Source organism: Actinoplanes solisilvae, from assembly GCF_003999975.1.
GTDB classification, from domain to species: Bacteria; Actinomycetota; Actinomycetes; order Mycobacteriales; family Micromonosporaceae; genus Actinoplanes; species Actinoplanes solisilvae.
The window spans coordinates 28577-42025 of record NZ_RJAC01000032.1 but is presented as its reverse complement, the minus strand read 5'-3'; the positions used below and the strand labels follow the sequence as shown (position 1 = coordinate 42025).

The window sequence follows — 13449 nt, the reverse complement described above, 5'->3', positions numbered from 1 at the left end:
GATATTTCCGGCATACCGGCCCGGACGCCCCGAACGACGCCGCCGCGAAGCTGCCGGACCAGGGGTGGGCGGTCGCCGAGTCACGGTGGGGCCTCCGGTAGCCAGGGCCGGCCGGGTTCCCGGGTCAGGCCGCTCAGCCGGGAGGCACCTCGGGCTCCAGCGCGGGCCGGCGCCGCCGTCTGTCTCACCGCCCGGACCGGCCCGTGGACGGCCCAACCCAAGATCACCAGATGGCGCGCTGAGATCACGTCTCAGCGCTGTTGACCGCAGCCACGGTATGTTGGGACTCGCTGCCGATCCGATGTTCAGGAGGTGGGTATGACCGTCGAGATGGTCGCGCCGGCCTGGATGCATGAGCAGGTCACGGCCGAGCAGTACGCGACCTGGACCGAAGAGCAGTGCGCGGGCGTCGAGATCGTGGATGGGATGGTTCTCGTGAGTCCGAGCGCGTCCAAGCGGCACAACCGCCTGGCCCGGCTTCTGGCGAACGCCTTGGATGCCGCCGCGGGCCCGGGCTGGAACGCGGACACCGACTTCGATGTGCGGCTTCAAGATGTGCCGTTGAACAACCGCCGACCTGATGTGACGGTGTATCGGGCGGACACCATCGACGTCACCCCGACACGACCCGAGCATGTGCTTCTGGTCGTCGAGGTGGTCTCGCCCGGATCGGAGACGACCGACCGGATCGTCAAGGCTGATCAGTACGCGAAGGCCGGCATTCAGTTCTATTGGCGTGTCGAGCAGGCGGCAACCGGTGCGCCGCTCGTCTATACCTACGTTCTGGACCCGGCGACCCGCCGCTATCGCGACGGCGAAATCTTCACCGGCGTCATGAAGCTGACCGCGCCCTTCCTCGTCGAGATCGACCTCGGACAACTCTGAGGCCGCCTGGGCGCCCTGTACGAAAAGGCCTCGGCTCTCAACAATGAGAGCCGAGGCCGCCTCGTCTTAAGCAGCGTGCGCGTGCTCCTCGACGTCGTGCGCGCGTTCCGGCGCCTCGCGCTCCAGCGCCGCCCCCTCCACGTCAACCGCCGGCAGCCAGGCCAGCCACTTCGGCAGCCACCACGCCGAGCGGCCCAGCAGGGCGATCGCCGCCGGCACGATGATCATGCGGACCACGATGGCGTCGAAGAGGATACCCAGGGCCAGGGCGAAGGCGATCGGCTTGATCGTGTCGTTGCCCTCGGGGACGAAGCCCGCGAAGACCGAGAACATGATCGTCGCCGCGGCCACCACGACCGGGGCGGCCTGCTTGAAGCCGGTCACCACGGCATCGCGCGGCGAGGCCCCGTGAGCGTGCGCCTCGTGCATCCGTGACACCAGGAACACCTGGTAGTCCATCGCCAGGCCGAACAGGATGCCGACGATGATGATCGGCGCGAGCGAGAGCAGCGGGCCGGTCGTCTGGGCGTTGACCAGCCCGGACAGCCATCCCCACTGGAAGACCGCGGTCGTGGCCCCCAGCGCCGCCCCGATCGTCAGCAGGAAGCCGACCACGCCGACCACCGGCACCAGCAGCGAGCGGAACACCAGCACCAGCAGCACGAACGCGAGCCCGACGACCAGCACCAGATAGATCGGCAGCGCCTCGTCGAGCTTCTGCGACACGTCGATGCTGACGGCGGTCTGCCCGGTGACGAAGACCTGCGCGGACGGCCCGTCGGCGACGTCGTCCCGGATCGCGTGGACGAGGTCGAGCGTGGCCGTGTCCTCGGGTCCCGACTTCGGGATGATCGTGATCAGGGCCGCGTTCCCGGCCTGGTTCGGCTGCGGCGGCGCCACGAACGCCACGTCGGGAAGAGCGGCAACCTTTTCCCGTACGGTCGCCGCGTACGCCGGAGCCCCGGAGCCGTCGACCAGCACGAGCAGCGGGCCCGCGAAGCCCGGCCCGAAGCGCTGGGCGATGATCTCGTCGGCCTTGGCCGCGCTGCTGCCCTCGGCCGGCTTCTGGATGAGGGTCGTCTGCATCGAGAAGAACGGGATCGCGATGACGGCGAGCGCCGCGACGGCGACGATCAGGCTGAGCAGCCGCTGGTGCGTCACCATGCGCGCCCAGCCGCTGAAGAACCCGCGGTCACGGGCCGGCGTCGCCGCCGGGTTGCCGCGGGCCTTCTTGGGCAGCGCCCGCAGGCCGATCGCGCCCAGGAACGCGGGCACCAGGGTGATCGCGACGAGCACGGCGATGACGATGGTGCCGGCGGCCGCGAGGCCCATCTCGGTCAGGAACGGGATGCCGGCGACGGAGAGGCCGGCGAGCGCGATCACGACGGTGAGACCGGCGGTGACCACGGCGGAGCCGGCCGTGCCGACCGCCAGGGCGACCGCCTCGGGCACCGGTAGGCCGCGCCTCAGCTCCTGACGGAAGCGGGTGACGATGAACAGCGCGTAGTCGATGCCCACGGCGAGGCCGAGCATGATCGCGAGGATCGGGGTGGTCGACTGGAGCTCGGTGAAGCCGCTCAGCGTGGTGATGCCGAGCGCGCCGATCGCGACGCCGGCCAGGGCGGTGAGCAGGTTCATGCCGGCCAGCACGAGCGAGCCGTAGGTGATGGCCAGCACGACCAGGGCCACGACGACGCCGAGGATCTCGCCGGTGCCGCCGATGTCAGCCCCGGACTCCTGCGTGGCCTCGCCCCTCGCCTCGATGATCAACCCGCCCGTACGGGAGGAGTCGACCACGGCGGTCAGGGCCTCGCGTTCCTCGGGCGTGATCTCCGGCGCCTCCACGCCGTAGGTGACCGTGCTGTACGCGGCGGTCTGGTCCTGCGACACCGTCGGCGCCTGAGGGTTCAGCGGGTTGCTGGCCGCGACGACGCCGGGCAGCTTCTGGAGCTGGCCGACGACGGTCGCGACCTGAGCGGCGTACGCCGGGTCGGTGATCTTGCTGCCGGCCGGGGCCTCGAACACGACCTGGCCGGTCGCGCCCGCCGAAGCCGCGCCGAACCGTTCGCGGATGAGCTCGAGCGCCTTGGTCGACTCCTGCCCCGGGATCGAGAAGGAGTTGACGAGCGTGCCGGACAGCGTCGCGGCACCGGCGCCGAGCGCGATCACCGCCACCAGCCAGGCGACCATGACCAGTGCCTTGTGCCGGACGGCGCCCAGTCCTAGGCGGTGAAGCAACGTTGCCATGAGGGAGATCCCTTGCTCATTGAGGGGTAGGGCGCTCGTGGCCGAGCGCGTCGTAGCTGACGTCGATGAGGTCGCCGACGGAGATGGCGAGTGGCTTCTCGCGCAGGGCGACGCCCGCGACCGCGAGGGCGCCCAGCGCGCCGATGACGCGGACCGCGCGGATCGGGTCGGTCTCGGGGTCGGCGCCGAAGATCTCGAACACGACCGCACCGATGCTCTCGAGCGCGGCGGCCATGTCACTGCCGGCCAGACCGGCGAGCAGCAGGGACACGATGCCGGGGCAGTCGATCGCGAGCCGGGCGATGCTGGTGATCGCGGCGCGGTCGCGGGCGGGGCCGTGCGGCAGGGCGGCGACCTCGTCGGCGACCTCGCGGATGCCGCGCAGGCCCCGCTCGACGACCGCCTGCTCCAGCGACTCCTTGGTCGGGTAGCGGTGCAGCAGGCCCGTCTTCGAATAGCCCACCGCGTCGGCGATGCGCTGGATCGAGGTCTCCTTGAAGCCGTGCCGGGCGAAGAGCGTCGCGGCGGTTTCGAGGATCTCGTCGTCGATCTGTTGCTTGGTCGGCCGCGGCATGCGGACCACCTTAGTCGGATAGGGACCAACCCGGTCGGTTACCGACCGTGGCGGTCCTCACAGTTGGCCGGGGCACCTTTCCACCCTCGCGCATGGAAAACGGCCGGTTACGGGTTTTCCCCGTAACCGGCCGTCGAACCTCGATGTGATCAGTGAGTCACTTCGGCGACCCAGTCCGCGATGTTGTCCACGCGCGCCGCGCTCTCGATCGAGCTGTGCGGGCAGGACGGTCCGTTGCTCACCACGGCGACCAGGGCCGGGCCCTTGCGGCCGCGCTCGACGAAGAACGGACCACCCGAGTCGTACGGGCACGGGGTGGTGTCGGCCTGCGGGGCGTGCCCCTTGACCTGCGTGACCGTGGCGGTCAAGCCGACCACCTCGAGCTGCCCGGTGCGCAGCCACGTGACCGGCGCCGGGTTCGAGCTGGTCGTGGAGCCGTAGCCGGTGAGCCGCAGCACGGTGCCCACCTCGGGTGCCGTGCCGCTGACCTTGATCGGGCGGATGTCGCGTACCGGCTCGGCGAGCTTGGCCAGCGACACGTCCGCGGTCGGCGACTGACGCACCTCGACGATCTCGAGGTCGTGCCCCTTCGTGGTGTCGGTGAGATCCGTACGCCCGATGGTCGCGACCGTCGAGTCGGCGACCGGGCGCTCCACCCGTACGCCGTTCGCGTCCCGGAAGCAGTGCCCCGCCGTGATGATCCACTGCGAGGACACCAGCGCGCCGGAACAGGCGCTGTTGCGTTTGCCGCCGTCCGCGGTCGGGATGCCGGTCATGGTCAGCTTGACCGAGAAGGCATAACGACCCGGCTTGACCGGGTCTCCGTTCGCGATCGCGTTCGCCGGGCTCGCGAGCCCCAGCAGCGCGACCGCGACGATGCCGACACCGGCGGTAATCGACGCTCTTCGCTGTCTCATCCGGACAAGGTAGCCATGTCGATCAACAGCCGCGAATCGGGGGAATCCCCGGGGCTTCCCTGAGTGTCGCGGTGGCTTTTGCGGTCCGGCGTGGCATTTCCGGGTGTCCGCTGTCGCCGATCCGACGTTCACCGGACCTCGGGGCCTCCGGGTCCGACCGGGGTTCGGCCCGGATGCTCCCAGCTCCCACGCTGCCTAATTTCAGCTTGGACACAGAACTCTCTGGGGGGAGCAAGCGATGGGCAGGCGACCGGTGACGGTGCGCATGGCGCGGTGGAGCGCCGAACATCCGTGGCGCGCGATCGCGCTCTGGGTGGTCTTCGTGGCGGTGTGCTTCGTGGGCGGAAACGCGGCCGGCCTCAACGAGGCGACCGCGCAGGACGACGCGATCGGCGAGGCCGGCCGCGCGTACGTGATGATCGAGGAGGGTGGGTTCGCCGACGAGCCCGCCGTCGACAACGTGCTGATCACCGCCCGGTCGGGCCGGCTCGACTCCGCGGCCGCCGGGAAGGCCGCCGATGACGCGGCCGCCAAACTCCGTACGGTCACCGGCGTCGCCGAGGTCGGTAAGCCGATCCCGGCCCGTGACGGCTCCGCGCTGCTCGTGCCGATCACGATGGCCGGCGACCCGGAGACTGCCTCGGATCGGGTCGAACCGCTGCGGGCGGCCACCGCCGAGGTGCAGCAGGCCCATCCCGACCTGCGCGTCGAACAGGTCGGCGGGCCGTCCATCGGCAAGGCGCTCGACGACACCCTGGGCGGCGACTTCAAGCGGGCCGAGCTGCTCAGCCTGCCGGTCACGCTGGCGATCCTCATCGTCGTGTTCGGCGCGCTGATCGCCGCGGGCGTGCCGTTGCTGCTGGCACTGTCGTCGGTGATCGCCGCGATGGGGCTCTCCACCCTGGCCTCGCACCTGGTGCCCTCGACCGACGTGACCTCGAGCGTGATCCTGCTGATCGGCATGGCGGTCGGCGTCGACTACTCCCTGTTCTACGTACGAAGAGAGCGCGAGGAACGCAAGAAGGGACGCGGCCACGTCGACGCGGTCGAGATCGCCGCCGAGACGTCCGGGCACGCGGTCGTGGTCAGCGGCACGGCGGTCGTCATCGCGATGGCCGGGCTCTTCCTGGCCGGCGACACCACGTTCTCGTCCCTCGCGGTGGGCTCGATCCTGGTGGTCACGGTGGCCGTGCTCGGCTCGCTGACCGTGCTGCCCGCGCTGCTGGCCAAGCTGGGCCGCTGGGTCGACCGCCCGCGGGTGCCGTTCCTGTGGCGCCTCACCGCCCGCACCTCGACCGGTGGTTTCTGGCGGCGCGTACTGCACCCGGCGCTGCGCTGGCCGGCCGTCACGCTGCTGGTGAGCGTGCTCGCCCTGCTCGCGCTGGCCGCTCCCGCGCTCGGCATGAAGCTCAAGTTCCCCGGCACCGAAGACCTTCCCCGCACCACACCCGCGATGCAGGCGTACGACCGTTTGGCCGCCTCATATCCGAGCAACGGCACCACGCACGAGGTCGTCGTTCAGGCGCCCGCCTCGTCAGCCGCTTCCGTACGCGGCGCTCTTGAGAACCTCGCGCAGAAGACGCAGGGCAACCGGCTGTTCGCCCCGCTGGAGGAGTCCGGCCCCGACATCGAGGTCTCGCCCGACCAGACCGTGACCGTGCTGCACATCGCGACCCCGTTCACGTCGCGCAGTGACGAGGCGGCCGACTCGCTGCACGAACTGCGCTCCGAGCTCGTGCCGGCCGCGCTGGGCGGGATCGGCGGGGCGTCGTACGCGGTCGGTGGTGGGGTCGCCGACAGCGAGGACTATGCCGAACACATCTGGAAGAAGCTGCCGATCGTGGCCGGCTTCGTGCTGATCCTGACGTTCCTCGTGATGGCGTGGACGTTCCGCTCGGTCATCGTCGCGCTGACCGCGATCGGACTGAACCTGCTGTCCGTCAGCGCCGCGTACGGCCTGCTGGTGCTGGTCTTCCAGGGCAACTGGGCCGAGGGCCTGCTCGGCTTCACCTCGATGGACGCGATCGTGAGCTGGCTGCCGCTGTTCCTGTTCGTCGTGCTGTTCGGCCTGTCGATGGACTACCACGTCTTCGTGGTCTCCAGAATCCGCGAGGCGGTCCAACGCGGCGTCCCGACCCGCGAGGCCGTCGCCGAGGGCATCACCGGCTCGGCCGGCACGGTGAGCAGCGCGGCCCTGGTGATGGTCGCCGTCTTCTCGATCTTCGCCACCCTGTCCACGATCGACATGAAACAGCTCGGCATCGGCCTGGCCGCCGCGATCCTGCTGGACGCGACGATCATCCGAGCAGTCGTGCTGCCGTCGGCGATGACGCTGCTGGGCAAGGCGAACTGGTGGGCCCCACGGTTCATGCGGCCCCGAGGCCGGCACGCGGCCCCGGTCGTCGCCCCGCCAGCCCCGGAGCCCGAACTAGTCGGACGTCACTGAACCCACTCAACAACGGAAGCCTGACGTGGTCACGCAGCGTCGCGTGGCCACATCGGCTCAGCGAGGTTCAACGCACAAGCCGCCGACAACTGTATTTGCGGACAAACTCCATCGCAGAAGATCCCACGCTGGAGCGTTTTAGTCGACTGCATGCGGGCCGCCGTTCATGTCACGAAGGTGACCCTCATCTACGAATAGCCGAGCGCGGGTCGTTCGATCATCGGATCACCCATCAGCCGTTGGGCTGCTCCTCGGCGCATGTTAATCGGAGGCCATCTATCGCGTACAGGCGGATAGTCTCTGATTTGCGATGCTGGCATCGTCGCCCCACCGGGCTCCATCAGTTTGAGACACCCGGCATCTGCTGTGCGGCGACTAAACCACCAGTGGGGGTAGGTATGGCTATCAGCGCCTCTCGCTTAACAATGTACGCGATCTTGAGCGCCATCGAAGAAGATCTACGGGCGGTCGCTATAACTTACCTACCCGACATGGATCCGGAGTTCGCGCTTGATGGTGCCTACCAGGTGGCATCAGACCGACTTCTCAGGCAAGTCGGAGCATTGCAGGGAGGGCCTAAGCTGGCGGACCTTCTTCCGTACCTGGACTTCGCAGAGTCGTGGCAGCTATTGACTCGACACGATTCTGAGCTTCCCACCCCTCTGGCCGATCATGTAAAGCATGTTACATCAAAGCTGAGCGCGCTGGTGCCTGTCCGTAATCGAGTGGCACACAGCCGACCTCTTGACTACGAGGACTTTTCGCTCACCTTCGACTTGGCAAAGGAGCTTGCGGGATCGAGGGATTTTCCGTGGCTGAACCTGAGGGAAGTCAGTGAAAGACTATCCAACGACCCTGGGTATGTTCTTGGCCTAGACGTGCAGTTTCCGAGTCTCGCCGAAGAGCCGGGTAGGCATAACCTTCCTACGCCCGAGTACGACGAGACAGGATTTGTTGGTCGTAAGGAAATCGTGGCAAACTTACGACGCCTTCTCGTAAAAGGACCTTATCCGGTCGTTTCTGTTGTCGGAGACGGTGGAATCGGCAAGACCAGCTTGGCACTGAAGGTTGCATACGAAGTTATTGATGCAGATCCCTGCCCATTTGATGCCGTAGTGTGGGTGACGGCAAAGACCTCGCTCTTGACAGCATCTGAGGTGACCCGTATCGAGGGGGCAATCAGTGATTCTCTGGGCCTTCTGGCGGCAGTGGCTCATGAGGTCGGCGGCGAGAGTGCCTTGGCCGACCCGATCAATGAGGTCCTGGGCTACTTGGAACATTTCAAGATCCTTCTTATCCTCGACAATCTTGAGACGGTTCTCGATCAACGTCTCCGCGATTTCCTCGCGAACCTGCCCAGCGGGAGCAAAGTACTAATCACCTCTCGTATCGGCGTGGGGGCGTATGAGCACCCCGTTCGGTTGGGTCCGCTGGAACGGACGGAAGGATTGTCCCTGTTCCGCGCCTTGACCAGGATGCGTCAAGTCGCCTCCCTGCAGCGCCTAGGAAACGATGTCATTGCAGGCCTTGTCGACAAAATGGGCGGTCGTCCTTTATACCTTCGTTGGTTTGTTTCTGCCGTTGAAGCTGGCGCGAGACCAGAGGAAGTTTTGGCGAACAGTGACCTGCTACTTGACTTCTGCATGTCAAACGTCTACGACTATCTGCACGACGACAGTCATGCCGTCCTTCGTTCAATGCAAGCCCTTCCCGGCCTGCACAGCCAAGCAGAGTTGGCATTTCTGAACGATATGCAACCCGAGCTTCTTCAGCCGGCCTTACTTCAACTCGCTAATACCTATTTCGTTTCTCTGCAAACCAGCGGCGGAGGCGGATCTCTGGAGACGCAGTATGATCTCACGGACTTCGGACGCAAGTACCTCGATCGCCAACATCCAGTAAGCGGCGACGAGCGGACTTGGCTCATCCGACGCCACGAGCAGTTAACGTCGTCCGGCAGACGCCTTCAGTCGCAATATCAAGCCAACCCGTTCAGCTCTACAACGCTTGACACCCGCGGCGTGAGCGATTTCAGTGTCGCGAGCACGCTGCACAATGCAATTAGCCTAATCGTTAGAGAACACCTCCCTGAAGCCTACGAACTCATCACACGAAGCAAGGAACTTGCGCCGGGCTATCATGAGGTGCACCGAGTAGAAGGTGACTGGCATGCCGCCAGCTTTGACTATATAAACGCCCGCGAAGCTTACGAGCGCGCGGTCGAGCTAGGACCCACAGCCATCCCCCTGCGCTACCTTTTCGCAAAGTTCCTTTGTGGACACGGAGGCGACCCCGAGGAAGGTCTCCGACAGCTGCAAGCAGGCGCTTTGATGAGCCCCGATGAGCCGCGGCTTGCTCTTGAAATCGGCCGAACTCACCTCCAGTTAGGCCACCTCGATGAGGCAAAGGACATTGGTCTCGCGCTATACGAGAATGAGGGGCTAAGTCACGATCTTCGACACGAGGCAGCACGACTGGCTCTTGAGGGATCCGTGGGCCAGGCGCAACGCGCAGCCGACGAAGACGACTGGGCAAGTTGCGTCGCCGCCCTGCAGGAATTGCTGCGCGCCCTTACTGAAATTACGTCTGGACTTGTGAATAATCGATCGCGCGCCCTCCTCGACCAAGCGCGAGTCCTAGCCCATCTCGCACAACGCAATACGTCCGACGCCTATGTCGGACGCATCGCTGTAGATGTCATGGCTGCCCTCGCAGGAGCGACGGTCGACAGCCTGGCTGACTTTGAGGCACGAAGCTATGGCCGTGTGGTTCGCCTGGTTGCCGAGCGCGGCTTCGGGTTCATCCGAGAGACCGGAACGGGCGAAGAGTTTTTCTTCCACATGTCACATCTGCGAAAGCGCGCCGACTGGCAATCATGTGCGGTGGGCTCATCGGTAAGTTTCGTGCCGGGGCAATACGATAAGGGACTTCGAGCCGAGAAAATCATTCTCTTAAGGAATTAGTCCCTGCGGCTGAGACAATCACCGCTGACCAGGCCAGTATCTGCACCCATTCGCCAACCTCACTCGTGGGTGGGTCGAGATACCGGGTACCGGTGCACCGGCCCATTCGTTCCGTCGTACTCGGATGCTGTGGAGCATCCGATCCGAACGTCCACATCGAGCAATCGCGCGACCCAGATCAGTTGGAGTAGGCGGCGGTCGTTTTAGAGCGTCCAGAAGTCGTACGGCAGCCGGCCCGGGCGGAAGCCGTGGGACTCGACCATGTGGGTGGCCTCCTGGAAGCCGTTCGCCAGGACGGCCGGCAGGTGGGCGTCGCTGCCGAAGGACACTGTGGTGCCTCCTTCCTCGCGCCACCAGCGGACGATCCGCGGGTGGAGCGGCAGGCAGGTGTTGACCTCCAGGGTGCGGCCGCCCTCGGCTATCGCTCGCAGGGCCAGCCGGAACTCGTCCTCGTAGTCGTCGGGGTCGAAGGGTTCCGCGTCGTCGGGGAGGTAGCGGATCGGATAGTCGATGTGGGCGAAGACCTCGAAGTCGTCGCTGCAGGCCACGACCGTGGGGACCTCGGCCAGGTAGTCGCGGATGACGCGGTCGGCCTCGTGGCGTTCGAACAGGCCCGCTGGTTCGCAGAAGCCGCCGCCGTCGACGGGCAGGCAGTGCAGGGAGCCGAGCACTCGGTCGAACGGGCCGGTGGCCAGCACGGCGGCGACTTGGGCGGGATGCCGGTGGGGTTCGCCGACTTCAAGGCCGCTCAGGACGTGCAGGGCGGGGAAGCGGTCACGGCACCGCTCGATCGCCGCCAGGTAGCCCTCGGCATCGAACGCCGGCGGGTGGATCACGCCGTCCGCGCCGGCGTAGGCGGCGAGCACGGGCGGCGGGTCGGTGGCGGTCCAGGCGGTGTGGTCGAGGTGTTCGGTGAACGCCAGGGCGGGCAACCCGATCTCGACGGCGCGGGCACAGGTCGCCTCCATGTCACCCACCGCGGCGTCCCATGACCATTCGCTGTGCACGTGACTGTCAGCCGGGAGCATCAAACCACGGTATCGGTGAAGAACGTGGCCAGCTCGTCGACGGCCGGGCCCACGTACTCGGGCTTGTCGTAGGTCGACGTGGCTCGCGCCTTCGATCCAGTGCAGGCGTTTGGGGCCGGTGGCGCGCTGGAACGCCTCGATCGCCATCCACGCGGTGACGGCGCGGCGGCCGACGATCATCAGCAGGGGGCGGTCGCCGATCAGCGGGATCGCGGCCCGGGCAAGTTTCTTCCCTGTCTGAATGCGGCGCGGCCGCCACCGGCGAGGGGTGACGGCCGCGTTCGAGCGGTTCTCAGGGCGTGGCGGGTTCGTGAACTGTCGAATCCGCAGCGACCGAGTGCGGGATCCCCGGCGCCGGCGACGTGCCGGGTGCCTCGCCGCGGGCCACGGCGCCGGGCGCCTCGGACGGGTCGATGCCCGCGGCGGCGTACGCGTCGGCCTCGTCCAGGGTCTCGGTCTGCAGCAGGCGGTGGGCGAGGTTGTCGAGCTGCGGCCGGTGCGAGCGCAGGAGCGACAGGGCTTCCGCGTACGCCTCCTCGACGATCTTGTGGACTTCGGAGTCGATCAGCTCCTTCATCGCCGGGGCGACGCCGTCGTTGCCGAACGGCGACTCCTGCCCGGGCGGCGGCAGCACGGTGACCGGGCCGATCGCGTCGGACATGCCCCAGCGGCCGACCATCTGGCGGGCGATGCTGCTGACCTGGTCGAGGTCGCTCTCCGCGCCGGTGGTCATGTCGCCGAAGACGACCTCCTCGGCGGCCCGGCCGCCCAGCGCGCCGATGATGCGGCCCTTCAGGTATTCCTTCGAGTAGCCGTAGCGGTCGCTCGACGGGCTCTGGAACGTGACGCCCAGGGCCTGACCGCGCGGGATGATCGAGATCTTGCGGACCGGGTCGGCGCCGGGCGTGAGCATGCCCAGCAGCGCGTGACCCGACTCGTGGAAGGCCGTGCGCTCCTTCTCGCCGGGGGTCAGCATGAGACCCCGTACGGTGCCCAGGAGGACCTTCTCCAGCGAGTCGGTGAAATCGCTGTTCTCGACCTTGTCGTGCCCGCGCCGGGCGGCCAGCAGGGCGGCCTCGTTGACCAGGTTCTTCAGGTCGGCGCCGACCATGCCCGGGGTCGAGGCGGCGATGCCGTCCAGGTCGACGCCCGAGTCGAGCGGGACACCCCGGGTGTGCACGGCCAGGATGGCGCGGCGGCCGGCCAGGTCGGGCGGGCTCACCACGACGCGGCGGTCGAAGCGGCCGGGACGCAGCAGCGCCTGGTCGAGGATCTCGGCGCGGTTGGTCGCGGCCAGCACGACCACGCCCTCACTGCCGTTGAAGCCGTCCATCTCGGTGAGGATCTGGTTGAGTGTCTGATCCCGCTCGTCGTTGCCGCCGAACGACTGCGCGCCGCCCCGGGAACGCCCGATCGCGTCGAGCTCGTCGATGAAGATGATCGACGGAGCGACCTTCTTGGCCTGATCGAACAGATCCCGTACGCGGCTCGCGCCCACGCCGACGATCGCCTCGATGAACTCCGACGCCGAGATCGAGAAGAACGGCACCCGTGCCTCGCCGGCGACCGCGCGGGCCAGCAGCGTCTTACCCGTCCCGGGCGGGCCGGACAGCAGAACACCGTGCGGGATCTGCGCGCCGAGCTTGCGGTACTTCTCCGGCTCGCGCAGGAAGTCGACGATCTCGGTGACCTCCTGCTCGACCGACTCGATGCCGGCGACGTCGGCGAACGTCGTCCGCGGGCCGCCCTCGGGCTGGTAGAGCTTCGCGCGGGACTTGCCGAAACCGCCCAGCGCGCCCCCGGCCCCGCCACCACCGGCGGCAGCTCGGCGATAGATCCAGTAGAAGAGCCCGACCAGCAGGATCGTGGGACCGAACCCGACCAGCAGCTGCTGCCAGACCGGCGCCGGGGCGTCCGGCGGGTTGGCGTTGACCGGCACGTTGCCGGACTGCAGCATCGCGAACAGGTTGTCCTCGGCGAACGAAGGCCGCTGCGTGGTGAACCGCTCGACCTGCTCGGACTTCGTCTCGCCGGTCGGCGTGTAGGCCGTCTCCTTCTTGAACTGGCCCTCGATCGTGTCCCCGGTCGAGGTGATCTCGGCGACGTTGCCCGCCTGCACCTGGCTGACGAAGAACGTGTACGACACCGGCTCGCGCTGGGGCGGCGACAGCAGGAACGACGAGATGATCCAGTTGAACGCGAGCAGGATGACGAGGAACCCGCCGAAGCGGAGCCAGGTGGAACGCGGCCGATTCGGGCCACCGGCGGGGCTGTTGTTATCGGGCGGCGGCGCTCCCTCCACCCTCCACGGGTGGGGGCGCTGCGGCTGCTTCGCATTCGGGGCATCGGCGGGCATGGCGCGAAGCTACCCGCGCCGTGTCCGGTGAAT

At 67.3% G+C, this 13449-nt stretch carries 8 protein-coding genes; 3 read left to right on the top strand and 5 right to left on the bottom strand.

From position 1 onward, the window contains the following. Positions 1 to 318 precede the first annotated feature (318 nt). The gene (locus tag EER30_RS41630; RefSeq protein ID WP_127507522.1) at positions 319 to 885 is read left to right on the top strand and encodes a Uma2 family endonuclease; all 567 of its coding nucleotides are present in this window, start codon (positions 319 to 321) and stop codon (positions 883 to 885) included. Positions 886 to 951: 66 nt separating this feature from the next. On the opposite strand, the gene EER30_RS41625 is transcribed toward EER30_RS41630, so the two are convergent. The 3 genes from EER30_RS41625 to EER30_RS41615 form a co-directional block, all read right to left on the bottom strand. Beyond that, entirely contained in the window at positions 952 to 3132 is a 2181-nt protein-coding gene (locus EER30_RS41625) for an MMPL family transporter (protein ID WP_127507521.1), read from the bottom strand. 16 nt (positions 3133 to 3148) lie between these two features. Then, positions 3149 to 3706 carry a TetR/AcrR family transcriptional regulator gene (locus tag EER30_RS41620; protein ID WP_127507519.1) on the bottom strand — a complete coding sequence of 186 codons (558 nt, stop codon included), beginning with the start codon at positions 3704 to 3706 and terminating at the stop codon, positions 3149 to 3151. 149 nt (positions 3707 to 3855) lie between these two features. After that, positions 3856 to 4623: a S1 family peptidase gene (locus EER30_RS41615; RefSeq protein WP_127507516.1), complete on the bottom strand. Its 768-nt coding sequence runs from the start codon at positions 4621 to 4623 to the stop codon at positions 3856 to 3858. Between the two features lie 238 nt (positions 4624 to 4861). Between EER30_RS41615 and EER30_RS41610 the strand changes: the two genes are divergently transcribed. Together EER30_RS41610 and EER30_RS41605 are read left to right on the top strand one after the other, a co-directional pair. Next, positions 4862 to 7069, top strand: coding sequence for an MMPL family transporter (locus tag EER30_RS41610; RefSeq protein ID WP_127507514.1), 2208 nt, complete (start codon positions 4862 to 4864; stop codon positions 7067 to 7069). A gap of 437 nt (positions 7070 to 7506) precedes the next feature. Next, positions 7507 to 10032, top strand: coding sequence for an NB-ARC domain-containing protein (locus tag EER30_RS41605; RefSeq protein ID WP_164842685.1), 2526 nt, complete (start codon positions 7507 to 7509; stop codon positions 10030 to 10032). A gap of 203 nt (positions 10033 to 10235) precedes the next feature. On the opposite strand, the gene EER30_RS41600 is transcribed toward EER30_RS41605, so the two are convergent. Continuing rightward, positions 10236 to 11060, bottom strand: a complete 825-nt coding sequence (locus EER30_RS41600) for a PHP domain-containing protein (protein ID WP_205650647.1) — start codon at positions 11058 to 11060, stop codon at positions 10236 to 10238. 292 nt (positions 11061 to 11352) lie between these two features. Next, positions 11353 to 13416: an ATP-dependent zinc metalloprotease FtsH gene (ftsH, locus tag EER30_RS41595; protein WP_205650646.1), complete on the bottom strand. Its 2064-nt coding sequence runs from the start codon at positions 13414 to 13416 to the stop codon at positions 11353 to 11355. Positions 13417 to 13449 lie beyond the last annotated feature (33 nt).